This is a genomic window from Actinomadura rupiterrae, assembly GCF_024172125.1.
In the GTDB taxonomy this organism is placed as follows: domain Bacteria; phylum Actinomycetota; class Actinomycetes; order Streptosporangiales; family Streptosporangiaceae; genus Spirillospora; species Spirillospora rupiterrae.
The window spans coordinates 140,169-162,919 of record NZ_JAMZEA010000018.1 but is presented as its reverse complement, the minus strand read 5'-3'; the positions used below and the strand labels follow the sequence as shown (position 1 = coordinate 162,919).

The window sequence follows — 22,751 nt, the reverse complement described above, 5'->3', positions numbered from 1 at the left end:
GTGAATACCGCCGACCTCGCCAACCTGAGCGACAAGCTGATGGTCAGCACCGTCGTGCTGTACATCGTCGCGCTGGTCGCCTACGCGGCCGACCTCGGCTTCGGCCGGAAGCGACGTCCCGCCGCCGCGACCGCCCGCGCCGAGGCGAAGGTCCTGGTCGGCGCGAACGGCCCGGAGGAGACGGTCACCGAGGTCGCCGCTCCGGCCGAGCCCGAGGACGACGGCCGCCGGCACATCGACTGGGCCCGCCTCGCCGTCGTGCTGAACCTGCTCGGCTGGGCGTCCCACCTCGGCGTCATCCTGACCCGAGGCACCGCGGCGCACCGCTGGCCGTGGGGCAACATGTACGAGTTCCTCACCGCCATCGCGTTCGCCGCCGTGACCGCCTACCTGGTCGTCCTGGCCCGGTACAAGGCCCGCTTCCTCGGCGCCTTCGTCATGTTCGCCGCCGTCATCGCCCTGGGCGTCGCGAACATCTGGCTCTACGACGCGGTCGGCCCGGTCACCCCGGCGCTGAACTCCTACTGGATCGCCATCCACGTCACCGCCGCGATCATCGCGACGGGCTCCTTCACGGTCGCGGGCGCGGCCACGATCCTCTACCTGCTGAAGTCCCGCCGCGAGGCCGCCGGCCCCGTCGCCGAGGACTCCTTCTGGTCCCGCGTCCCGGCCATCGACGCCCTCGACCGCCTCTCCCTGCGCGTCACCACCTTCGCCTTCCCGATCTGGACGGCCGCCATCGTCATGGGCGCCATCTGGGCCGACCAGGCGTGGGGCCGCTACTGGGGCTGGGACCCCAAGGAGACCTGGTCCTTCGTCACCTGGATCGCCTACGCCGCCTACCTCCACGCCCGCGCCACCGCCGGCTGGAAGGGCCGCAAGGCCGCCCTGCTCTCCCTGGTCGCCTTCGCCTGCCTCATCTTCAACTTCTTCGGCGTCAACTACATGTTCTCGGGACTCCACTCCTACGCCTGACCCACCACCGAAAGGGCGCTCTCCGCTTCCGGAGGGCGCCCTTTCGCGCGCCTGGCGAACACCCGCTGCCCACCGCCTGAGCGAAGTTATCCACAGGCTCCGCATCGACTTGTGATCAGCACGCGCCGTCCCGGATGATCGCTTGAGCACAGTCCGTGACGAAAGGATCACAGTCATGCATCTCGCTCAGATCTGGCCCCTCATCGCCGCCGCCGTGGCGATCGTCGGCGTCATCTTCCGCCAGATGGGCCTCATCCGCTCCGAACTCACCACCCGCATCGACGGCGTCGCCACCCGGCTCGACACGAAGATCGACGGTGCCCGCGGCGAGCTCGACGCCAAGATGGACGGCACCAACGCCCGCATCGACGGCCTCCGCGCCGAGATGAGCGCGAAGTTCGACGGCCTGCGCAACGAGATCCTCGCCGCCCTCAGACCGATGGCGAACACGGTCGAACGCCTGGACCAGGACCTCCGCGACCACCTCAAGACCCACCACGGGCCCACCTAGCGTCCTGCCTTGGCCGCATCGGCCGGGCTGAGTGTGGCTCTTGCTCCGCTTGCCGTGGGAGGGCGCGGCCCCCTCCTGGCATCTTTCGCGTTCGCAAGGGCGCCCTGTGCGGACGTGGGGCCTCGGCGGTGGCGTTCGGCTTTGTTGTCCGGTGCGGGAGGAGGCGCGGGGCGGGGGTCAGTCGTCGCCGTGGATGCGGCGGTTGAGGGCGTTGAGGAAGGCCGGGTCGTCGTCGGGGCCTTTGGGGGCCTCGGGGTGCGGGACGGTCTGGGAACCGGGAGGCCACAGGACCGATTCCATCGACCGGCCGCGCGGGCGGCCGGCCAGCAGCCAGAGGAGGCCGCCGGGGAGGAAGCCGAGGAGGGTGATGAGCAGCCAGACCGACTTCGGGAGGAGGCGAACCTCGCGTTCGTCGCTGGTGAGGATGTCCAGCAGGCAGAACAGCCAGCCCGCGACGAGGACGACAGCGATCAGCGCATAGGCCATGGGACAACGGTAGTCCTCGACCCAGGGGGATGACGGCGTGTCGGGATACGGCTTACGCTGCCCGGAGGCCCCGCACGGGGTTCCGAGAACGCGAGGAGCCCGATGCGGTTCAAAGGCATCCATCGCCGGTCCCCCGGAGGCGGGTCGCGCGCCGGCGACGCCCGGTACTCGCCCTCGCCGCCCGACCCCGGGCGGTCGCGGGACTCGGGTGCCTGGCAGACCCCGGAGCCGGCGCAGATCCGGCCGCGGGGCGCCCAGCCGCGGGACAGGTTCGGCAAGTTCCGCAAGGGCGGGCGGGACGACGCGTACGCCGCCCGGCCCGAGGGCGACGTCCCCGGTCCGGACCCGGCGGCCGCCGGCGGACGGCACCGGATGCGCGGCGACCAGCCGGCGAAGCTCTACTCGTGGAGCGACTTCGAGCTGGACGACGAGCCGGCCCCGCTGCGCGCGGCGCCGCGCCCGCCGGACAGTCCGCGGATGCTGGACGGCCTGCGGCACTGCGGCGTCCTGGAGAACGTCCTGCACCGGCAGTGGGACGCGCGCCAGGGGCCGCCGTCGCCCGAGGTCGTCCGGGCCGTGGAGAGCCTGGCGTCGCTGCCGGACGAGCTGAAGCGCAAACTCGCCGACGGCCTGTCCGGAATCTACGTCGGGCCCGGCGGCGTCCCGCACCTGGACGACATGGGGCACCTGCGCGGCCGTCCCCTGCCGTCCGGCCGGGCCACGTGGGACATCTGCGCGGGCGCGTACGGCGACCGGAAGATCGTCGTCGGCGACCGCCCGTCCCCGACGCCGGACGTGATGATGCACGAGGTCGGGCACGCGCTGGACGACATCGACGGCGAGTCCGGCGGGTGGCAGTCCGACAGCGCGGGTTTCCGGCAGCTGTACGAGATGTGCCGTCCGTACCTGATGAGCGACTTCCACCAGCAGCCGGACGCGCTCGGCCGCAGGGAGTTCTTCGCGGACGCGTTCGCCGCCATTTCGGCCCGGCAGCGACCGGCATTGGTGGATATGCTCTCCGGCAACATCCGCGCCGCCCTTGAGGTCATGCTGTTCTTCAACCGCAGATACGGAATCTGACCCGACCCTCCGCCAACGGAATCCGAACCCGGCGCCCGCTCCCGGAGTCCGACCGTCCGCCAACGGCATCCGTACCGAACTCCGCACCCGACCGATAACCCAGCGAGCTCCACCCCACGGAGCTCCCCCAGGACCAAGGTTCACGGAGCGCGCTTCGAACCCCCGCTTCCGGGGAGTGCGAAACCGAGCTCCGGCCCACGGAGTCCAACCGTCCGCCAACGGAAGACCAGCCATCGAAGGTGATTCCCGATGTACGTGATCCGGCTCCCCGACGGCACGCTCCGGGTGCCGCACGGCGTCCTGCTCGACGGCGGTGACGAGGGACGGGTCATCGCCGACGCGTACGTGGAGATCGGCCCGGACGACCCCGACTACGAGCGCCTCCTGGCCCAGTCGCTCACCGAGGAGGAGCTGGAGGAGCGCCGCAGGGCATGGCGCGAAGGCGACGCCGACCTCCAGGCCGCCTTCGAAGCCTGGAAAGCCGAGAACGACACCTGACCACCGCCGTCGGAACGGTGCAAAACCCTCTGACCTGCAACAACGCCCTTACAACCGCAGCCCGCGGTCCGGGTGGGTGGCGAGGACGCGCGGGCGCGGCGGGTCGCCCGCGCGTGCTCGACGGGGTCGTGCGGCGCCCGGGACACGGGCGCGAAAAACAGAAGACCGCCTGCTACCGGCGGGCAAGGCCGGGGAGGCGGGCCGGAAAGGCGGCGGCGGGACCGTCCGCGCCGAGTGAGCGCGGGCGGGTCCCGTCAGCGGACGGCCGAGTGCTCTACGACCGGTTCGTCTCCGCGCAGCAGCGCGTGCACTTCGGACTCGCGGAAGCGGCGGTGGCCGCCGGGGGTCCGGATGCTGCTGATGCGCCCCGCCGCCGCCCATCGGGTGACCGTCTTCGGATCGACCCTGAAGAGGGCGGCGACCTCTCCGGGGGTCAGCAGGCGCTCGCTCGTGCTCTCCACGTTCTCTCTCCCCCTTTGTCCCGCTCTCGGCGCGGGTGGACTGTTTCCTAGTGTGGCGGAGCAAGACCGATTTCTCCCTTGTTTTCGCAAAACATCACGCTGCGTAGTTCGGCGAGCTGCCTCTATTACCGACCGTCAACATGGTTTTGGACACTACGGACACCACGCCCACCCCGCGTACCTGGCGTTCCACCGGTGCGTCCGCCGGACCGTCCGTTATCGCGCGCTGATCGTGAGCGAATAACCTCACTCCCATGCCCGCCCTCGTGACCCTCGCGGACGTGGAGCGCGCGGCCGGTCTGCTCGCCGGCACCGCCGTCCGGACGCCGCTCGTCCCGTTCCCCACGTCCACCGAAGAACGGCTCCTGCTGAAAGCCGAATCGCTCCAGCCCGTCGGCGCGTTCAAACTGCGCGGCGCCTATGCGACCATCGCGGGACTTCCCGCGGAGGAACGTGCCAAGGGAGTCGTCGCCCATTCCAGTGGCAACCATGCCCAGGCCGTCGCGTGGACGGCCCGCGCCCTCGGCGTCCGCTGCGTGCTGGTCATTCCGCACACCACGCCCGGCGTGAAGGTCGAGGCGTGCATGGCGCTCGGCGCGGAGATCGTCTACGTCGAGCCGACGCTGGAATCCCGCGTCGAGACGGCCGACAAGCTCGCCGCCGCGCACGGCTTCACGCTCGTCCCGCCGTTCGACGACCCGCGCGTCATCGCAGGTCAGGGCACGGTCGGCCTGGAGATCGTGCAGGACGAGCCGCACCTGGACCTCGTCCTCGTGCCCGTCTCCGGCGGCGGCCTGGTCTCCGGTGTCGCGGTCGCGGTCAAGGCGCTCAACCCGCGCGCCAAGGTCATCGGCGTCGAGCCCGAGCTGGCCGCCGACGCCCGCGACTCGCTGCGCGCCGGCCGCCCCGTCCAGTGGGCCGCCGAGGACACCGGGCGCACCATGGCCGACGCGCTCCGCGTGCAGCGGCTCAGCGACCTCACCTTCGCGCACGTCCGCGAGCTGGTGGACGACATCGTGACCGTCTCCGAGGACGAGATCCGCCTCACCATGCGCCGCATCGCGCGCGAGGCCCGCCTCATCGCCGAGCCCGGCGGCGCCGTCGCGACCGCCGCCTTCCTGTACCGCCGCGCCGAGCTTCCGCCCGCCCGGACGACCGCGGCCGTCCTGAGCGGCGGGAACGTGGACCCGGCGCTCTTCCTCGACGTCCTGCGGCAGGGCTGAACCAGGTCATCGACCGACCGGGAGTAGCCTGGAACCGCCATGCGTTCCGTTCTCTTCTACACCTCCGCGCGCCTGGGGATCTTCGTCGCCACGACGGCCGTCCTCTGGCTCACACCCATGCGGAAAGCGCCCGTGTTCCTGCTGCTCGGCGCCCTCGTCATCAGCGGCGTCATCAGCTACGTGCTGCTCTCGACCCAGCGGGACGCGATGTCGGCCTCGATCGTCAGCACCGTCCGCGACAAGAAGGCCAAGCTCGAAGAGTCCCGCGGCAAGGAAGACTGACCCCAGCCCCTCCAAGGCGCCCAGCCCTCTCGGCTCCGCCCGCACAACCCGCGCCAACGCTGCCGCCGCCCCACCTGGACCCGCCTCCGCCGTAACGTCCGACATCAAGGGCCTGGCCTCGCTGGACACCGGCGACCCGGGCGTCCGGGCGGTCACCGCGCCGATGCGCCTGGCCCCGCCCCGGCCGCGCCGCTACCGGCGTCCCGCCTCGTCCGCGCTCACGCGCCCGAGCCCGAGCCCGCCTGCAGGCTCGCGCCGCCGCGACGCCCGCCCGGCGCCGTCGGCGCCGATGCGCCTGGTCCCGCCGCGGCTCCGCCCGGATCGTTCGCGTTGACATGGCCGCTGTCCCGCCGCATCCGTATTGTCCGCGCAGACGCGCCCGGCTCCGCCCCCGAGACTCGCGCCGACGCGGCGGCGCCCGCCGCCCGCGCCGATGCGCCTGGCCCCGCCCCGGCTCCGGCCGCATCGCTGCCAGCGTCCCGCCTCGTTCGCGCTCGCGCGGCCGAGCCCGGGTGCAGGTTCGCGCCGACGCGGCGACCGCACGGCGCCGTCCGCGCGGACGTGCTTGTGCTGGCGGGCTCTCGTTTGAAGCGGCCCGGCCACGCGCGCGAACGCGTGACCAACCCGGCGGAGCGAAGCCGAAGGCGAGCGAAGCCGGGTTGATCGCGAAGCGATGCCGCGTTCGCCCAGGCACGGTCACGTAGCGAGCCGCTAGGCGAGCGCAGTGGCCGTGACTGCGTAAACGCGCCGCTAGGCGAGCGGAGTGGGCCGTGACTGCTTAAACAAGCACAGCCTCCTAGGGTGGGGGTATGACCCGCGCCAATCTCGACAAGAAGCCCGCCGACGTGGCGGCGATGTTCGACCGGACGGCCGAACGGTACGACCTGCTCAACACGCTCATGACCGGTGGGATGGAACGGTGGTGGCGGCGGGAGGTCGTGCGCGCCGTGGACGCCCGGCCGGGGGAGCGGGTGCTCGACCTGGCCGCCGGGACGGGGACGTCGTCGGTGCCGTTCGCGGACGCCGGGGCGCGGACCGTGGCGTGCGACTTCTCGCTGGGCATGCTGCGGGTCGGGCGGGAGCGGCAGGTCGGGGTCGACAACCTGGCCTTCGTCGCGGGTGACGCGCTGCGGCTGCCGTTCGAAGACGGCGCGTTCGACGCCGTCACGATCTCGTTCGGGCTGCGGAACGTGGCCGACACGGTGGGCGGGCTGCGCGAGATGCGGCGGGTCACCCGGCCCGGCGGGCGGCTGCTGGTGTGTGAGGTCAGTCACCCTCCGAACCCGCTGCTGGCCGCGGGGCACAAGGCGCACCTGAAGATCGGGCTGCCGCTGCTCGCCCGGGTGTCCTCGAACCCGGACAGCTACACCTACCTCGCCGACTCCACGCTGGCTTGGCCGGACCAGGCTGCGCTGGCCTCCCTGGTGCAGGACGCGGGGTGGTCGAAGGTGCGCTGGAAGAACCTGACCTTCGGGGTTGCGGCGATGCACCACGCCGTCAACCCTGGCTGACCCCGTTCGGGGTGTTTTGCACCGGTCCAAAACCGGGCGGGCGCAGAGGTACCCACGAGCGGCTCCAAAGGAATAGACTCCCCATCGGATTCTTGTGAAGTACTTCACAAGCGAACGAAGTAAGAGGAACGCTGTGACCGACTCCACCCGACACGCGGACGTCATCGTCGTCGGGGCCGGACCCGCCGGGTCGTCCACCGCCTACTGGCTGGCCCGCGCCGGCCTCAGCGTGCTCCTGTTGGAGAAGGCGACGTTCCCGCGCGACAAGATCTGCGGCGACGGGCTCACCCCGCGCGCCGTCCGGGCGCTGATCTCCATGGGCGTGGACATCGACGCGCCCGGCTGGAGCCGCAACAAGGGCCTGCGGATCTACGGCGGCGGCACCCGGATCGAGCTGCCCTGGCCCGAGCTCGCCAGCTTCCCCGACTTCGGCCTCGTCCGGTCCCGGATGGACCTGGACGAGCTGCTCGCCCGGCACGCCGCGGCGGCCGGCGCCGAGCTGATCGAGGGCTGCAACGTGACCGGCCCGATCATCGACGAGCGCACCGACCGGATCAGCGGCGTGACCGCCAGGCACAAGGGCGAGGAGATCACCTTCCACGCGCCGCTGGTGGTGGCCGCGGACGGCAACTCGACCCGGCTCAGCGTCGCGATGGGGCTGGAGCGCCGCACGGACCGTCCGATGGGCGTGGCCGTCCGCCGCTACTACGAGTCGCCGCGCGCCACCGACGACTACATGGAGGCATGGCTGGAGCTGTGGGACGGCACGCGCCTGCTCCCCGGCTACGGCTGGGTCTTCCCCCTCGCGGACGGCACCTGCAACGTCGGCCTCGGCCTCCTCAACACCTCCAAGTCGTTCCAGAACGTGGACTACCGCGGCATGCTCAAGGGCTGGACGGCCCAGATGCCGCCCGAGTGGCAGTTCGACGAGGAGCACGCGTCCGGCCCGGCCCGCGGCGCGGCGCTCCCCATGGGCTTCAACCGGCAGCCGCACTACGCGCGCGGCATGCTGCTGGTCGGCGACGCCGGCGGGATGATCAACCCGTTCAACGGCGAGGGCATCGACTATGCGCTGGAGTCCGGCCGGCTGGCCGCCGAGATCATGGTGCAGGCGCTGGCCCGCCGCACCCCGGCGCAGCGCGAGCGGACGCTGTACGAGTACCCGCGCATCCTCAAGGACGAGCACGGCGGCTACTTCACGCTGGCGCGGGTGTTCGTGCAGGCCATCGGCGACCCACGGGTGATGAAGTTCCTCACCACGCACGGCCTGCCGCATCCGACGCTGATGCGTTTCACCCTCAAGCTTCTGGCGAACCTCACCGACCCCAAGGGCGGCGACGCGTTCGACCGGATCATCAATGCGATGCAGAGGGTGGCACCCGCCGCCTAGTCCCTTACCCCCGGAGGGGAGTGCTATTGATCACCTTGGCTAGGGTGACGACCCGCCCGCGTGACCGCGGTCACGCGGCGGACGTCGCCGAGGCGCGGTCCCCGCACGCGCGGAGACGGCGCCCGTACAGCGTCGTACGCCCCGAGGAGAGGAAGTAGGACTCCGTGGACCTCTATATCCCGATCATCGTGTTGGGGGTTCTGGCGTTCGCGTTCGCCGCCGGATCGGTGGTGATGGCCTCGATGACGGGGCCGAAGCGCTGGAACCGGGCGCGCCTGGACGCCTACGAGTGCGGGATCGAGCCGACCCCGCAGCCGGTGGGCGGCGGGCGCTTCCCCGTCAAGTACTACCTGACGGCGATGCTGTTCATCGTCTTCGACATCGAGATCATCTTCCTCTATCCCTGGGCCGTCGCCTTCGACAGCCTGGGGATTTTCGGTCTTGTGGAGATGGTCCTTTTCATCCTCACCGTGCTGGTGGCGTACGCCTACATCTGGCGGCGCGGTGGTCTGGAGTGGGACTAAATGGGTCTTGAAGAGAAGCTCCCCAGCGGCTTCCTGCTGACGACCGTCGAGCAGGTCGCCGGGTGGGCGCGCAAGAGCTCGGTCTGGCCCGCCACCTTCGGTCTCGCGTGCTGCGCGATCGAGATGATGGCGACCGGCGACCCCCGGCACGACTTCTCCCGATGGGGAATGGAGCGTGCCTCGGCGACACCCCGGCAGGCCGACCTGATGATCGTCGCGGGCCGGGTGAGCCAGAAGATGGCGCCGGTGCTCCGGCAGATCTACGACCAGATGACCGAGCCCAAGTGGGTCATCGCGATGGGCGTGTGCGCCTCGTCCGGCGGCATGTTCAACAACTACGCGATCGTGCAGGGCGTGGACCACATCGTCCCGGTGGACATCTACCTGCCCGGCTGCCCGCCGCGGCCGGAGATGCTGCTGGACGCGATCCTGAAGCTGCACGACAAGATCCAGAACACCAAGCTCGGTCCGCAGCGGGCGAAGCAGATCGCCGAGCTGGAGGAGACCAAGCGGCGGCAGCTGCCGCTCCTCGGGCAGGGGGTGGTCTGAGATGAGCTCGCAGAACCCCGAGCAGCAGGCCGAGCAGGCCGCCGACCGCCTCCCCGCGCACCGCGAGGACGAGCGCGCCGAGCAGCCGGTCGCCCGGACGGGCATGTTCGGCATCCAGGGGACGGGCGACACGTCCGGGTACGGGCGGCTCGTCGTCCGGCAGGCCCCGAAGGTGTCGTCGCCGCGCCCGTTCGGCGGCCCGGACGGCGCCGCCGAGGCCGGTGAGTTCGACGAGATCGCCGACCAGCTCGCGCGGCTGCTGCCGACCTACGGCGAGGCGGTCGAGCGCGTGGTCGTGCACCGCGGCGAGCTGACCCTCCACGTGAAGCGCGAGCACCTCGCCGAGGTCGCCCGCACCCTCCGGGACGCGCCGGAGCTGCGGTTCGAGATGTGCATGGGCGTGAGCGGCGTGCACTACCCGTCCGACGAGGGCGCGGAGCTGCACGCGGTCTACCCGCTGCTGTCGATCACGCACAACCGGCGCGTCCGGCTCGACGTGTCGTGCCCCGACAGCGACCCGCACGTCCCGTCGATCGTGGACATCTACCCGACCAACGACTGGCACGAGCGCGAGACCTACGACTTCTTCGGGATCGTGTTCGACGGCCACCCGGCGCTGACCCGGATCATGATGCCGGACGACTGGGTCGGGCACCCGCAGCGCAAGGACTACCCGCTCGGCGGCATCCCCGTCGAGTACCGCGGCGCCGAGGTTCCGCCGCCCGACCAGCGGAGGTCGTACACGTGAGCCCCTCCACCAAGTACACCGAGTACGACGCGTACGCGGCCGCGGCCGAGGAGGCCGCCGAGGGACGCGTCTTCGACGTCAACGGGCAGGACTGGGACCAGATGGTCGCCGACGCCCGGGACGCCGGGGACGAGCGCCTGGTCGTGAACATGGGCCCGCAGCACCCGTCCACGCACGGCGTGCTCCGGCTGATCCTGACGCTCGACGGCGAGACGGTCGACGAGTGCCGGCTGGGCATCGGCTACCTGCACACCGGCATCGAGAAGAACATGGAGTACCGCACCTGGACGCAGGGCTCCACGTTCTGCACCCGGATGGACTACCTGGCGCCGATCTTCAACGAGACCGCGTACGCGCTCGGTGTGGAGAAGCTGCTCGGGATCACCGAGCAGGTGCCGGAGCGGGCGCAGATCATCCGCGTGATGATGATGGAGCTCAACCGGATCTCCTCGCACCTGGTCGCGATCGCGACGTTCGGCCTGGAGCTCGGCGCGACGACGGTGATGCTGAACGGCTTCATCGAGCGCGAGTACACCCTCGACCTGTTCGAGGAGATCACCGGCCTGCGGATGAACATGGCCTACGTCCGCCCGGGCGGTGTCGCGCAGGACCTGCCGAGCGGCGCGATGAGCAAGCTGCGCGACTACCTCGACCGGATGCCGAAGCGGCTGAAGGCGATGCGCAAGCTGATGGACGACAACCCGGTCTACAAGGCCCGCACCAAGGACGTCGGGTACCTGGACCTGACCGGCTGCACCGCGCTCGGCATCACCGGCCCGGTGCTGCGCGCCACCGGCATCCCGTGGGACCTGCGCAAGTCCCAGCCGTACTGCGGTTACGAGACCTACGACTTCCAGGTCCACACCCAGACCACCTGCGACGTCTACGGCCGCTACCTGGTCCGGATGGCGGAGATGGAGGAGTCGCTGAAGATCGTGGAGCAGTGCGTCGAGCGGCTCCAGTCGGTCAAGGGCCCGGTCATGGTCGAGGACAAGAAGATCGGCTGGCCGGCGCAGCTCGCGATCGGCGCGGACGGCATGGGCAACTCGCCCCGGCACATCGCACACATCATGGGCACCTCCATGGAGGCGCTGATCCACCACTTCAAGCTGGTGACCGAGGGCTTCCGGGTGCCGGCCGGGCAGGTGTACGCGGCGGTCGAGTCGCCGCGCGGCGAGCTGGGCGCGCACCTGGTCAGCGACGGCGGGACGCGTCCGTACCGGGCGCACTTCCGCGACCCGTCCTTCACCAACCTGCAGGCGACGCCCGCGATGGCCGAGGGCGGCATGGTCGCCGACGTGATCGCCGCGGTCGCCTCGATCGACCCCGTGATGGGAGGTGTGGACCGTTGAGCGAGCAGCTGCTCAAGCTGGAGCCGCCGTTCCGCAGCACCGAGCCGTACGACCCGGAGACGCGGGAGCGGCTGGACCGGGATGCCAAGGACATCCTGGCGCGGTACCCGCAGCCGAGGTCGGCGCTGCTGCCGATGCTGCACCTGGTGCAGGCGGAGGACGGCTACGTCACCGGGCGCGGGATCGACTTCTGCGCCGAGACGCTCGGCATCACGCCCGCGCAGGTCACCGGGGTCGCGACGTTCTACACCCAGTACAAGCGGGAGCCGGTCGGCGACTACCACGTCGGCGTCTGCATCAACACGCTGTGCGCGGTGATGGGCGGCGACCAGATCTGGAACGAGCTGAGCGAGCACCTCGGCGTCGGGCATGACGAGTCGACCGAGGACGGCACGGTCTCGCTGGAGCGCATCGAGTGCAACGCGGCCTGCGACTTCGCGCCCGTCATGACGGTGAACTGGGAGTTCTTCGACAACATGACGCCGGAGAAGGCCAAGCGCCTGGTCGACGACCTCCGTGCGGGTAAGCAAGTGCTTCCTTCCCGGGGTCCGAACACGCTCTGCACGTGGAAGCAGGCCAGCCGCGTGCTGGCCGGTTTCGACGACGGCCTCGCGCACGAGGGCGTCCAGGCGGGGACGGAGTCGCTGCGCGGTCTCGACCTCGCCCGCGAGCGCGGCTGGACGGCCCCGGCCGCCGACACGGGCCGCGCCGCGCCGGACGAGCCGGTGAAGCCGGAGGAGATCACCGACCCGCCGCCGAACGAGCCGGGCAAGCCCATCGGCGGCGACGTCAAGCCCGGCAGCCAGGAAGGACGCAACCAGTGACCACGCTGACTCCCGTCCTCACGCGGAACTGGGACCAGCCCGACTCGTTCACGCTCGCCGGGTACGAGCGCGAGGGCGGCTACACCGCGCTGCGCAAGGCCCTGGCCATGGAGCCGGACGCCATCGTGCAGACGGTGAAGGACTCCGGCCTCCGCGGCCGCGGCGGCGCGGGCTTCCCCACCGGGATGAAGTGGGGCTTCCTGCCCCCCGACAGCCCGAACCCGCGCTACCTGGTCGTGAACGCGGACGAGTCCGAGCCGGGAACGTGCAAGGACATCCCGCTGATGATGGCCAACCCGCACGTCCTCGTGGAGGGCGTCATCATCAGCTCGTTCGCGATCAAGTCGAACCACGCGTTCATCTACGTGCGCGGCGAGGTGCTGCACGTCATCCGCCGGCTGCAGCAGGCCGTGCGGGACGCCTATGCGGCGGGCTACCTCGGCAAGGACATCCTCGGCTCCGGGTACGACCTGGAGCTGGTCGTGCACACCGGTGCCGGCGCGTACATCTGCGGCGAGGAGACCGCGCTGCTCGACTCCCTGGAGGGGTACCGCGGCCAGCCCAGGCTGAAGCCCCCCTTCCCGGCGGTCGCGGGACTCTACGGCGGTCCCACCGTCATCAACAACGTCGAGTCCATCGCGTCGGTTCCCTCGATCGTCGCCAACGGCGCCGACTGGTTCACCTCGATGGGCACCGAGAAGTCCGCCGGGTTCGGCATCTTCTCGCTGTCCGGGCACGTGACCAAGCCGGGCCAGTACGAGGCCCCGCTCGGCATCACGCTGCGCGAGCTGCTCGACATGGCGGGCGGCGTCCGCGGCGGCCGGAAGCTGAAGTTCTGGACGCCGGGCGGCTCGTCCACGCCGCTGTTCACCGAGGAGCACCTGGACGTCCCGCTCGACTTCGAGTCGGTCGGCGCGGCCGGGTCCATGCTCGGCACCCGGGCGCTGCAGATCTTCGACGACACGGTCTGCGTCGTCCGGGCCGTCCTGCGGTGGTCGGAGTTCTACGCGCACGAGTCGTGCGGCAAGTGCACGCCGTGCCGCGAGGGGACGTACTGGTACAAGCAGCTGCTCAAGCGGCTGGAGGCCGGGCAGGGCTCCGAGGAGGACCTCGACACCCTGCTGGACCTGTCCGACAACATCCTCGGCCGCTCGTTCTGCGCGCTCGGCGACGGCGCGACCAGCCCGGTCGTCTCGTCGATCAAGCTGTTCCGGGACGAGTACATCCGGCACTTCGAGCAGGGCGGCTGCCCGTTCGATCCGGCCAAGTCCACCCTGTGGGGAGGTGCAGCGGTATGACCGTCGCCGACGAGAAGAAGACCTCCGTCGCGCCGCAGGTCGAGATGGTGACCTGCACCATCGACGGTTTCGAGATCAGCGTCCCCAAGGGCACGCTGATCATCCGGGCGGCGGAGCTGCTCGGCATCCAGATCCCGCGGTTCTGCGACCACCCGCTGCTGGACCCCGTCGGGGCCTGCCGGCAGTGCCTGGTGGAGATCCCGGACGCGGGCAACGGGCGCGGCATGCCGAAGCCGCAGGCGTCCTGCACCACCACGGTGATGCCGGGCATGGTGGTCAAGACGCAGCTCACCTCGCCGGTCGCCGACAAGGCGCAGCACGGCGTGATGGAGCTGCTGCTGATCAACCACCCGCTGGACTGCCCGATCTGCGACAAGGGCGGCGAGTGCCCGCTGCAGAACCAGGCGATGTCCAACGGGCGCGGCGAGACCCGGTTCACCGAGGCCAAGCGGACCTTCCCCAAGCCGATCCCGCTGTCCACCGAGGTGCTGCTCGACCGCGAGCGCTGCATCCAGTGCGCGCGCTGCACCCGGTTCTCCGACCAGATCGCCGGGGACGCGTTCATCGACCTGTTCGAGCGCGGCGCGAAGGAGCAGGTGGGCGCGGCGACCGACAAGCCGTTCCAGTCCTACTTCTCCGGCAACACCGTGCAGATCTGCCCGGTCGGCGCGCTGACCGGCGCGGCGTACCGGTTCCGGTCGCGGCCGTTCGACCTGGTGTCCACGCCGTCGGCGTGCGAGCACTGCGCGTCCGGCTGCGCGCTGCGGACCGACCACCGGCGCGGCAAGATCACCCGCCGGCTCGCCGGGGACGACCCGCAGGTGAACGAGGAGTGGAACTGCGACAAGGGCCGCTGGGCGTTCACCTACGCCACGCAGCCCGACCGGCTCACCCACCCGCTCGTCCGGAACGAGAACGGCGAGCTGGAGGTCGCGTCCTGGCCCGAGGCGCTGACGGTGGCCGCTCGTGGCCTCGCGCGCGCACGAGGCAAGGCCGGAGTCCTCACCGGTGGACGCCTCACGCTTGAGGACGCCTACGCGTACAGCAAGTTCGCGCGCATCGCCCTCGGCACGAACGACATCGACTTCCGGGCCCGCCCGCACAGCGCCGAGGAGGCCGAGTTCCTGGCCTTCGCGGTGGCGGGCCGTCCGATCGAGGTGTCGTACTCCGACCTGGAGGCCGCCCCGGTGGTGCTCCTGGCCGGGTTCGAGCCCGAGGAGGAGTCACCGATCGTCTTCCTGCGGCTGCGCAAGGCGTTCCGCAAGAACAGGCTGAAGGTCGTCTCGGTCGCGCCGTTCGCCACCCGCGGGCTGGAGAAGACCGGCGGGACGCTGCTGGCGTCCGCGCCGGGCGCCGAGGCCGAGGTGCTCGGCGGCCTGGTCGCCGGTGACAACGCCGCGATCCGCGAGCTGCTGGAGAAGCCGGGCGCGGTCATCATGGTCGGCGAGCGGCTCGCGTCCAGCCCGGGCGCGCTGTCGGCGGCCGTCCGGCTGGCGCACGTCACCGGCGCGTCCCTGGCCTGGGTGCCGCGCCGCGCGGGCGAGCGCGGCGCGATCGAGGCCGGGGCCCTGCCGGGGCTGCTGCCGATCGGCCGTCCGGTGTTCGACCCGGACGCGCGCACCGAGACCGCCCGCGTCTGGGGTGTCGCGGAACTGCCCGCGATGCCCGGCCGCGACACCGCCGGGATCCTGTCCTCGGCGGCGGTCGGGGAGCGCGGGGCGCTGCTGGTCGGCGGGTTCGACCCGTACGACCTGCCCGACCCGGAGGCCGCGCTCGCGGCCCTGGACGCCACCCCGTTCGTGGTCAGCCTGGAGCAGCGGGTCAGCGCGGTCACCGACCGCGCGGACGTGGTGCTGCCGGTCGCGGCCGTCGCCGAGAAGTCCGGCACGTTCGTCGACTGGGAGGGCCGCGGCCGCCCGTTCGACACCGTCCTGAAGAACGCCGCGAAGATGTCCGACCTGCGGGTCCTGGACGCGCTCGCGAACGAGATGGACGTGCACCTCGGGCTGCCGGGGCCGGACGCGGCGCGCCGCGAGCTGACCGAGCTCGGCGCGTTCCGCGGCGAGCGCCCGCCCGCGCCGTCGGTCGCGCTCGGCGCCTCGCCGCAGCCGGACCGCGGCGAGGCGCTGCTCGCGAGCTGGCGCCTGCTGCTCGACAAGGGCCGCATGCAGGACGGCGAGCCCTACCTCGCCGGAACCGCCAAGGCCGCCGTCGCCCGCGTCTCCGCCGCGACCGCCGAGGAAGCGGGCGCTCTCCCAGCCGGCGAAGCCGGGCCGGGGGGCGCGGGGGGGCGTCCCCCCTCGGAAGGCACTGCGAAGATCACGGTGCGCGGTCCGCGCGGCGAGGTCACGCTCCCGCTGGAGATCACACCCGGCATGCCCGACCGCGTGGTCTGGCTGCCGACCAACTCCGCCGGGGTCGCGCTGTACGCCGACCTGGGCGCGCAGGCGGGGGACATCGTCTCGATCGGAGGCTCCCGATGAGTCGTCTCACCCTGGCCGGCCAGGCCGTGCTGGCCGGCCCGGCCCCGTCGGACCCGACCCTGTCGACCTTCGGCAAGGACCCGTGGTGGCTGATCGGCGGCAAGGTCCTGGTGATCTTCGTCTTCCTGGTCCTCACCGTGCTCATGTCGATGTGGGTCGAGCGCCGCGTGATCGGCCGCATGCAGCTGCGCGTCGGCCCGAACCGGTGCGGCCCGTTCGGCCTGCTCCAGGGCCTCGCGGACGGCGTGAAGCTGGCGCTGAAAGAGGACATCATCCCGCGGAACGTGGACAAGGTCGTCTTCGTCCTCGCGCCGGTGATGTCGGCGGTGCCGGCGTTCATCTCGTTCAGCATCATCCCGTTCGGCCCGACCGTGTCGGTCTTCGGCCACCACACCGCGCTGCAGGGCACCGACCTTCCGGTCGCGGTGCTGCTGGTGCTGGCGATGTCCTCGATGGGCGTCTACGGCATCGTGCTCGCGGGCTGGTCGTCGATGTCGCCGTACTCGCTGCTCGGCGGGCTCCGCTCGTCCGCGCAGGTGATCTCCTACGAGATCGCGATGGGGCTGTCGTTCGTGGCGGTGTTCCTGTTCGCCGGGTCGATGTCCACCACCGAGATCGTCAACGCGCAGGCCGACACCTGGTACGCGGTGCTGCTGTTCCCGTCCTTCGTGGTCTACGTGATCACGATGATGGGCGAGTCGAACCGCATCCCGTTCGACCTGCCCGAGGGCGAGGGCGAGCTGGTCGGCGGCTTCCACACCGAGTACTCGTCGCTGAAGTTCGCGATGTTCTTCCTCGCCGAGTACATCAACCTGGCGACGCTGTCGGCCCTGTGCACCACCCTGTTCCTCGGCGGCTGGCGGGCCCCCGCCCCGATCTCCACCGTGTGGTCGGGCGCGAACTCCGGCTGGTGGCCGGTGCTGTGGTTCATGGTCAAGCTCTGGGCGTTCATCTTCTTCTTCATCTGGCTGCGCGGCTCGCTGCCGCGCGTCCGCTACGACCAGCTGATGAAGCTCGGCTGGAAGGTGCTGATGCCCTTCTCGCTCGGCTGGATCCTGCTGGTCGCGGTCATCCGCGCGCTGAAGAACGAGGGCCACAACGTCGGGTCGCTGATGGTGGTGGTCGCCGTCCTGGCGATCATCGTGATCGCCGGCAGCTTCGTCTGGGAGTTCGCCCGCGGCCGCAGGCCCGACCGGCCGGACGCCGCGACCGCTCCACCGGACCCGGCGGCGGGCGGCTTCCCCGTCCCGCCGATGGACGCACCGCACTACCACGGCCGCCGCGACGTGCCCCGGCCGCGCATCACCGAATCCTCTCGTGAGGAGGTCAGCAGTGGGACTCACTGACTTCCTGAACCCGGTGAAGGGGTTCGGGGTCTCGTTCCACCAGATGTTCATGAAGAGCGAGACCGTCCAGTACCCCGAGGTGAAGAAGCCGACGGCCCCGCGCTTCCACGGCCGGCACCAGCTGAACCGCTGGCCGGACGGCCTGGAGAAGTGCGTCGGCTGCGAGCTGTGCGCCTGGGCGTGTCCCGCCGACGCCATCTACGTGGAGGGCGCCGACAACACCGAGGAGGAGCGCTTCTCGCCGGGCGAGCGGTACGGCCGCGTCTACCAGATCAACTACCTGCGCTGCATCCTGTGCGGGCTGTGCATCGAGGCGTGCCCGACCCGGGCGCTCACGATGACCAACGAGTACGAGCTGGCCGACGACAGCCGCGAGTCGCTGATCTACACCAAGGACATGCTGCTCGCGCCGCTGCGCGAGGGCATGGAGACCCCGCCGCACGCCATGCGCCTCGGCGAGACCGAGGAGGACTACTACCGCCTCGGTCTCCAGCAGGCCACCCAGGACGGGGAAGGCGGTGAGAGGAGATGACCGCCGGCCACCTGGCGACCGCGCACGTGGTCGCGGGCCACGTCGCCGACAAGCAGTCCGGCGAGCCGTTCTTCTTCTGGTTCCTGGCGATCGTGTCGGTCGCCGCCGCGCTCGGCATGATCTTCATGCGGAAGGCGGTGCACTCGGCGCTGCTGCTGGCGACCGTGATGCTGTCGCTGGCCGCGCTGTACGCGATCCAGGACGCGCCGTTCCTGGCGTTCGTCCAGGTCATCGTCTACACCGGCGCGGTGCTGATGCTGTTCCTGTTCGTGCTGATGCTGGTGGGCGTCTCGTCCACCGACTCGCTGGTGGAGACGCTGCGCGGGCAGCGGCTCTGGGCGGCCATCGGCGGCATCGGGTTCGTGGTGCTGCTCGGCGTCGGCTTCGGCAACGCCGCGCTCGGCGACTCGGCCGGCATGAAGGCCGCCAACACCGAGCACGGCGGCAACATCCGCGGCCTGGCCGCGATGCTGTTCGGCAAGTACGTGTTCGCGTTCGAGGCGACCAGCGCCCTGCTGATCACCGCGGCGCTCGGCGCGATGGTGCTCGCGCACCGCGAGCGCACCTCGCCCAAGGCCACCCAGCGGACGCTGTCGGTGGAGCGGTTCCGGCGCGCCGCGCAGACCGGCGCGCACCCCGGACCGCTGCCCGGGCCCGGCACCTACGCCCGGCACAACGCGGTCGACATGCCCGCGCTGCTGCCGGACGGCACCCCGTCCGAGCTGTCGGTCAACCCGGTCATCGCGGCCCGCACCGACACCGCGCACCGGCACACCGACCTGGACGGCCAGACCGAGCGGCAGGCGCTCGACCGGGACGTCCGGGCGGTCCGCACGGCCACCGGGACCGCCGAGCCGGAGACCGGTGCCGCGACCGAGGAGGACGAGAAGTGAGCCCCGGACACTACCTGGCGCTGTCGGCGATCCTGTTCACCATCGGCGGTGTCGGCGTGCTCGTGCGCCGCAACGCGATCGTGGTGTTCATGTGCGTGGAGCTCATGCTGAACGCCTGCAACCTGGCGTTCGTGTCGTTCTCCCGCATGCACGGCAACCTCGACGGCCAGATCATCGCGTTCTTCGTGATGGTCGTGGCGGCGGCCGAGGTCGTGGTCGGCCTCGCCATCATCATGACCATCTTCCGGACCCGCAGGTCCTCGTCGGTCGACGACGCGAACCTGCTGAAGTACTAGGGGGCCGCGGCCAGTGAAAGCGGAAGGGATCCAGGCCGCGGCCTGGTTGCTCATCGCGTTCCCGCTGCTCGGGGCGGCGGTCCTCCTGCTCGGAGGACGCCGCACCGACCGGTGGGGGCACTACCTCGGCGTCGCGATGTCGCTCGCGTCGTTCGCCGTCGGGCTCGGGATGTTCGTCCAGATGCTCGGCTACGACGACGCCGAGCGCCGCCGCACGCTGCACCTGTGGAACTTCTTCGACGTCGGCTCGCTGCACGTCGGGATGGACCTGCTGGTCGACCCGCTGTCGATCAGCTTCGTGCTGCTGATCACGGGCGTCGGCTCGCTGATCCACATCTACTCGATGGGCTACATGGCCCACGACGAGGACCGGCGGCGGTTCTTCGCCTACCTCAACCTGTTCGTCGCGGCGATGCTCCTGCTGGTGCTCGGCGCGAACTACGTCGTGCTGTTCCTCGGCTGGGAGGGCGTGGGCCTCGCGTCCTACCTGCTGATCGGGTTCTGGCAGTTCAAGCCGACCGCCGCGGTCGCCGCGAAGAAGGCGTTCGTGGTGAACCGGGTCGGCGACCTCGGCATGGTCTCGGCGATCATGCTGATGTTCGCCACCTTCAACTCGGTCGACTTCACGACCGTCCTCGGTACCGGCGCCGAGCACGTCGGCCTGGCCGGCAAGCTCACCTCGGGCACCGCGACCGCGCTGGGGCTGCTGCTCCTGCTCGGCGCGTGCGGCAAGTCCGCGCAGCTCCCGCTCCAGTCCTGGCTACTGGACGCGATGGAGGGCCCGACCCCGGTGTCGGCGCTGATCCACGCGGCGACCATGGTCACCGCGGGGGTCTACCTGATCGTCCGGTCCGCGCCGATCTTCGAGATGTCGCCGGACGCGCAGCTGGTCGTGACGATCGTCGGCGCGGCCACGCTGCTCGCCGGTGCGATCATCGGTACCGGCAAGGACGACATCAAGAAGGCGCTCGCCGGCTCGACGATGTCGCAGATCGGCTACATGCACCTCGCCGCCGGGCTCGGCAAGCCCGGCTACGCCTTCGCCATCGCGCACCTGATCGCGCACGGCTTCTTCAAGGCGGGCCTGTTCCTCGGCGCCGGGTCGGTCATGCACGCGATGAACGACGACGTGAACATGCGGCACTACGGCGCATTGCGCAAGGTCATGTACGTGACCTACGCGACGTTCGGGCTCGGGTTCCTCGCGATCATCGGGTGCCCGCCGTTCTCCGGGTTCTTCACCAAGGACGGCATCATCGAGGCCGCGTTCGAGAAGGGCGGCACGTCGGGGAACATCCTCGGCGCCTGCGCGCTGATCGGCGCGGGCATCACCGCGTACTACATGTCGCGCGTGATGTTCATGACCTTCTTCGGTGAGAAGCGCTGGCAGGAGGGCGTGCACCCGCACGAGTCGCCGAAGGTGATGACCGTCCCGCTGATCCTGCTGGCCCTCGGGTCGGTGTTCGCGGGCGGCTTCCTCGTCCTCGGCGGGTTCTCCGACTTCCTGGCCCCGGTGGTCGGCGAGCCGGAGGAGCACACCTTCAAGTGGCTGACCGCGCCCGGCGCGGCCACCCTCGTCCTGATGGTGATCGGCGTCGCGATCGCCTGGCGGCAGTACGCGGCGCGTCCGGTGCCGGTCGAGGCCCCGGCCGGGTCCGTCCTCACCCGCGCGGCCCGCCGCGACCTGTACGGGGACGCCATCAACGAGTCGCTGCTGATGCGGCCCGGCCAGTGGCTGACCCGGCTCGCGGTCTGGTTCGACAACCGGGGCGTGGACGGCGCGGTCAACGGCATCGCGGCCGGCGTCGGCGGGACCTCCGGCCGGATCCGGCGGATCCAGACCGGGTTCGCCCGGTCCTACGCCCTCTCGATGTACCTCGGCGCGGCCATCGTGGTCGCCGCCCTCCTGGTGGTGAACGCGTCATGACCGACTTCCCCTGGCTGACCGTCCTCATCGCGCTGCCCGCCGTCGGCGCGCTGCTGGTGGGGGTGCTGCCGCGCGAGAACGAGGCGCTGGCCAAGCAGGCCGCGCTCGCGATCTCGGTGGTCGAGGCCGTCCTCGCGATCGTGATGACGACCGCGTTCAAGGTCGGCGGCGACCGGTTCCAGTTCACCGAGAAGTACTGGTGGATCAAGTCGTTCGGGGTGCACTGGGCGGTCGGCGTCGACGGCGTCGCGCTCGTGCTCGTCCTGCTGTCGGTGATCCTCGTCCCGCTCGTGGTCATCGCGTCCTGGGACGAGGCGGGCCGCTCCGGCGGCACCGACACCCCGCCGAAGCGGTCGGTGAAGACGTACTTCGCGCTGCTGCTGGCGCTGGAGGCGATGATGGTCGGCGTCTTCGCGGCGACCGACGTCTTCCTGTTCTACGTCTTCTTCGAGGCGATGCTGATCCCGGTGTACTTCCTCATCGGGTCCTACGGCGGTCCGCAGCGGTCCTACGCGGCCGTGAAGTTCCTGCTGTACTCGCTGCTCGGCGGGCTGCTGATGCTCGTCGCCGTCGTCTGGCTGTACCCGCTGTCGCAGGACAAGCTCGGCCACGGCACGTTCATGTTCGACGAGCTGCGCACCATGCACGTGGACGGCATGACGGCCAAGTGGCTGTTCCTCGGCTTCTTCGTCGCGTTCGCGATCAAGGCGCCGATGGTGCCCGTCCACACCTGGCTGCCGGACGCCGCGGCGCAGTCCCCGGCGGGCGCGCTGGTGCTCGTCGTCGGCGTGCTCGACAAGGTCGGCACCTACGGCATGCTCCGGTTCTGCCTGGAGCTGTTCCCCGGCGCGGCGAAGTGGGCGACCCCGGTCGTCCTGGCCCTGGCGGTGATCAGCATCGTCTACGGCGCGGTCCTGGCGATCGGGCAGGTGGACCTCAAGCGACTGGTGGCCTACACCTCGGTGTCGCACTTCGGGTTCATCGTGCTCGGCATCTTCGCGATGACGACGCAGGGCCAGTCCGGCGCGACGCTGTACATGGTGAACCACGGGTTCTCCACCGGCGCGCTCTTCCTGCTCGTCGGATTCATGATCGCGCGGCGCAGGTCCGCGCGGATCGACGCGTTCGGCGGCGTCCAGAAGGTCGCCCCGGTGCTCGCCGGGACGTTCCTGGTCGCGGGCCTGTCCGGGCTCTCGCTGCCCGGCCTGTCCACCTTCGTGTCCGAGCTGATGGTGCTGATCGGCACGTTCAGCCGGCACCGGGTGCCCGCGGTGCTCGCCGCGTCCGGGATCGTGCTCGCCGCGATCTACATCCTGTGGACCTACCAGCGGACCATGGGCGGCCCCGCTCGGGACGAGGTCAAGGGCATGCCCGACCTGACGGTCCGGGAGAAGCTCGCGGTCGCCCCGATCATCGCGATCATCGTGGCGATGGGCCTGTTCCCCCAGCCGGTGCTCAAGGCCATCAACCCGTCGGTCCAGCAGGGCCTGGCCCGGGTGGACGTCCGCGACCCGGCACCGAAGATCAACGGTAACGTCGCCGAGAACGGAGCCCGGCCGTGA

The 22,751-nt window shown here is 70.8% G+C and carries 23 protein-coding genes; 21 read left to right on the top strand and 2 right to left on the bottom strand.

Annotation, left to right across the window (positions count from 1 at the left end; all coding sequences use genetic code 11):
• A complete protein-coding gene (gene ccsB, locus FHU30_RS43580; RefSeq protein ID WP_253883594.1) occupies positions 1-975 on the top strand; it encodes a c-type cytochrome biogenesis protein CcsB in 975 nt (324 codons plus the stop codon).
• 175 nt (positions 976-1,150) lie between these two features.
• Positions 1,151-1,486 carry a kinetochore Spc7 family protein gene (locus FHU30_RS43575; RefSeq protein WP_253883593.1) on the top strand — a complete coding sequence of 112 codons (336 nt, stop codon included), beginning with the start codon at positions 1,151-1,153 and terminating at the stop codon, positions 1,484-1,486.
• A gap of 177 nt (positions 1,487-1,663) precedes the next feature.
• Here FHU30_RS43575 and FHU30_RS43570 read toward each other — a convergent pair whose 3' ends face one another.
• The gene (locus tag FHU30_RS43570; RefSeq protein ID WP_253883592.1) at positions 1,664-1,972 is read right to left on the bottom strand and encodes a PLDc N-terminal domain-containing protein; all 309 of its coding nucleotides are present in this window, start codon (positions 1,970-1,972) and stop codon (positions 1,664-1,666) included.
• A gap of 102 nt (positions 1,973-2,074) precedes the next feature.
• On the opposite strand from FHU30_RS43570, the gene FHU30_RS43565 reads away from it, so the two are divergent.
• Entirely contained in the window at positions 2,075-3,052 is a 978-nt protein-coding gene (locus FHU30_RS43565; protein ID WP_253883591.1) for a hypothetical protein, read from the top strand.
• A gap of 249 nt (positions 3,053-3,301) precedes the next feature.
• Positions 3,302-3,550 (top strand): hypothetical protein, encoded by a 249-nt coding sequence (locus tag FHU30_RS43560; protein WP_253883590.1) that lies wholly within the window; start codon positions 3,302-3,304, stop codon positions 3,548-3,550.
• A gap of 254 nt (positions 3,551-3,804) precedes the next feature.
• Here the strand turns inward: FHU30_RS43560 and FHU30_RS43555 are convergent, their stop codons facing one another.
• Positions 3,805-4,011, bottom strand: coding sequence for a BldC family transcriptional regulator (locus tag FHU30_RS43555; protein ID WP_117361811.1), 207 nt, complete (start codon positions 4,009-4,011; stop codon positions 3,805-3,807).
• Between the two features lie 254 nt (positions 4,012-4,265).
• Here FHU30_RS43555 and FHU30_RS43550 point away from each other — a divergent pair, with 254 nt between their 5' ends.
• The 17 genes from FHU30_RS43550 to FHU30_RS43470 all read left to right on the top strand — a co-directional run bounded on the left by FHU30_RS43550 (position 4,266) and on the right by FHU30_RS43470 (position 22,751).
• A complete protein-coding gene (locus FHU30_RS43550) occupies positions 4,266-5,234 on the top strand; it encodes a threonine ammonia-lyase (RefSeq protein ID WP_253883589.1) in 969 nt (322 codons plus the stop codon).
• A gap of 39 nt (positions 5,235-5,273) precedes the next feature.
• Positions 5,274-5,516, top strand: a complete 243-nt coding sequence (locus FHU30_RS43545; protein WP_253883588.1) for a DUF4229 domain-containing protein — start codon at positions 5,274-5,276, stop codon at positions 5,514-5,516.
• A gap of 809 nt (positions 5,517-6,325) precedes the next feature.
• Positions 6,326-7,027, top strand: coding sequence for a demethylmenaquinone methyltransferase (locus FHU30_RS43540; protein WP_253883587.1), 702 nt, complete (start codon positions 6,326-6,328; stop codon positions 7,025-7,027).
• 133 nt (positions 7,028-7,160) lie between these two features.
• Positions 7,161-8,417: a geranylgeranyl reductase family protein gene (locus FHU30_RS43535; RefSeq protein WP_253883586.1), complete on the top strand. Its 1,257-nt coding sequence runs from the start codon at positions 7,161-7,163 to the stop codon at positions 8,415-8,417.
• 164 nt (positions 8,418-8,581) lie between these two features.
• Positions 8,582-8,941 carry an NADH-quinone oxidoreductase subunit A gene (locus tag FHU30_RS43530; protein ID WP_253883585.1) on the top strand — a complete coding sequence of 120 codons (360 nt, stop codon included), beginning with the start codon at positions 8,582-8,584 and terminating at the stop codon, positions 8,939-8,941.
• Entirely contained in the window at positions 8,942-9,490 is a 549-nt protein-coding gene (locus FHU30_RS43525; protein WP_253883584.1) for a NuoB/complex I 20 kDa subunit family protein, read from the top strand.
• 1 nt (position 9,491) lies between these two features.
• A complete protein-coding gene (locus tag FHU30_RS43520) occupies positions 9,492-10,238 on the top strand; it encodes an NADH-quinone oxidoreductase subunit C (protein WP_253883583.1) in 747 nt (248 codons plus the stop codon).
• A 101-nt stretch (positions 10,239-10,339) separates the two neighbouring features.
• Positions 10,340-11,590, top strand: coding sequence for an NADH-quinone oxidoreductase subunit D (locus FHU30_RS43515; protein ID WP_253883645.1), 1,251 nt, complete (start codon positions 10,340-10,342; stop codon positions 11,588-11,590).
• Positions 11,587-12,414 (top strand): NADH-quinone oxidoreductase subunit NuoE, encoded by an 828-nt coding sequence (gene nuoE, locus FHU30_RS43510; protein ID WP_253883582.1) that lies wholly within the window; start codon positions 11,587-11,589, stop codon positions 12,412-12,414. Before FHU30_RS43515 ends, nuoE begins: the two co-directional genes overlap by 4 nt.
• Entirely contained in the window at positions 12,411-13,712 is a 1,302-nt protein-coding gene (gene nuoF, locus FHU30_RS43505; protein ID WP_253883581.1) for an NADH-quinone oxidoreductase subunit NuoF, read from the top strand. The genes nuoE and nuoF overlap by 4 nt, the downstream gene beginning before the upstream one ends.
• Entirely contained in the window at positions 13,709-16,195 is a 2,487-nt protein-coding gene (locus FHU30_RS43500; protein ID WP_253883580.1) for an NADH-quinone oxidoreductase subunit G, read from the top strand. The genes nuoF and FHU30_RS43500 overlap by 4 nt, the downstream gene beginning before the upstream one ends.
• Entirely contained in the window at positions 16,192-17,541 is a 1,350-nt protein-coding gene (nuoH, locus tag FHU30_RS43495) for an NADH-quinone oxidoreductase subunit NuoH (protein WP_253883579.1), read from the top strand. Before FHU30_RS43500 ends, nuoH begins: the two co-directional genes overlap by 4 nt.
• On the top strand, positions 17,528-18,073 hold the full coding sequence (gene nuoI, locus FHU30_RS43490) for an NADH-quinone oxidoreductase subunit NuoI (protein ID WP_253883578.1): 546 nt from the start codon (positions 17,528-17,530) through the stop codon (positions 18,071-18,073). Before nuoH ends, nuoI begins: the two co-directional genes overlap by 14 nt.
• Positions 18,070-18,966 (top strand): NADH-quinone oxidoreductase subunit J, encoded by an 897-nt coding sequence (locus FHU30_RS43485; protein ID WP_253883577.1) that lies wholly within the window; start codon positions 18,070-18,072, stop codon positions 18,964-18,966. Before nuoI ends, FHU30_RS43485 begins: the two co-directional genes overlap by 4 nt.
• Positions 18,963-19,262, top strand: a complete 300-nt coding sequence (gene nuoK / locus FHU30_RS43480) for an NADH-quinone oxidoreductase subunit NuoK (protein WP_253883576.1) — start codon at positions 18,963-18,965, stop codon at positions 19,260-19,262. Before FHU30_RS43485 ends, nuoK begins: the two co-directional genes overlap by 4 nt.
• A gap of 13 nt (positions 19,263-19,275) precedes the next feature.
• Positions 19,276-21,189, top strand: a complete 1,914-nt coding sequence (gene nuoL / locus FHU30_RS43475; protein ID WP_253883575.1) for an NADH-quinone oxidoreductase subunit L — start codon at positions 19,276-19,278, stop codon at positions 21,187-21,189.
• Positions 21,186-22,751, top strand: coding sequence for an NADH-quinone oxidoreductase subunit M (locus FHU30_RS43470; protein WP_253883574.1), 1,566 nt, complete (start codon positions 21,186-21,188; stop codon positions 22,749-22,751). Before nuoL ends, FHU30_RS43470 begins: the two co-directional genes overlap by 4 nt.

Coding starts and splice junctions, on each gene's coding strand:
- FHU30_RS43575 (WP_253883593.1), top strand. CDS start 1,151: ATGCATCTCGCTCAGATCTGGCCCCTCATCGCCGCCGCCGTGGCGATC.
- FHU30_RS43570 (WP_253883592.1), bottom strand. CDS start 1,972: ATGGCCTATGCGCTGATCGCTGTCGTCCTCGTCGCGGGCTGGCTGTTC.
- FHU30_RS43565 (WP_253883591.1), top strand. CDS start 2,075: ATGCGGTTCAAAGGCATCCATCGCCGGTCCCCCGGAGGCGGGTCGCGC.
- FHU30_RS43560 (WP_253883590.1), top strand. CDS start 3,302: ATGTACGTGATCCGGCTCCCCGACGGCACGCTCCGGGTGCCGCACGGC.
- FHU30_RS43550 (WP_253883589.1), top strand. CDS start 4,266: ATGCCCGCCCTCGTGACCCTCGCGGACGTGGAGCGCGCGGCCGGTCTG.
- FHU30_RS43545 (WP_253883588.1), top strand. CDS start 5,274: ATGCGTTCCGTTCTCTTCTACACCTCCGCGCGCCTGGGGATCTTCGTC.
- FHU30_RS43540 (WP_253883587.1), top strand. CDS start 6,326: ATGACCCGCGCCAATCTCGACAAGAAGCCCGCCGACGTGGCGGCGATG.
- FHU30_RS43525 (WP_253883584.1), top strand. CDS start 8,942: ATGGGTCTTGAAGAGAAGCTCCCCAGCGGCTTCCTGCTGACGACCGTC.
- FHU30_RS43520 (WP_253883583.1), top strand. CDS start 9,492: ATGAGCTCGCAGAACCCCGAGCAGCAGGCCGAGCAGGCCGCCGACCGC.
- FHU30_RS43515 (WP_253883645.1), top strand. CDS start 10,340: ATGGTCGCCGACGCCCGGGACGCCGGGGACGAGCGCCTGGTCGTGAAC.
- FHU30_RS43500 (WP_253883580.1), top strand. CDS start 13,709: ATGACCGTCGCCGACGAGAAGAAGACCTCCGTCGCGCCGCAGGTCGAG.
- nuoH (WP_253883579.1), top strand. CDS start 16,192: ATGAGTCGTCTCACCCTGGCCGGCCAGGCCGTGCTGGCCGGCCCGGCC.
- FHU30_RS43485 (WP_253883577.1), top strand. CDS start 18,070: ATGACCGCCGGCCACCTGGCGACCGCGCACGTGGTCGCGGGCCACGTC.
- FHU30_RS43470 (WP_253883574.1), top strand. CDS start 21,186: ATGACCGACTTCCCCTGGCTGACCGTCCTCATCGCGCTGCCCGCCGTC.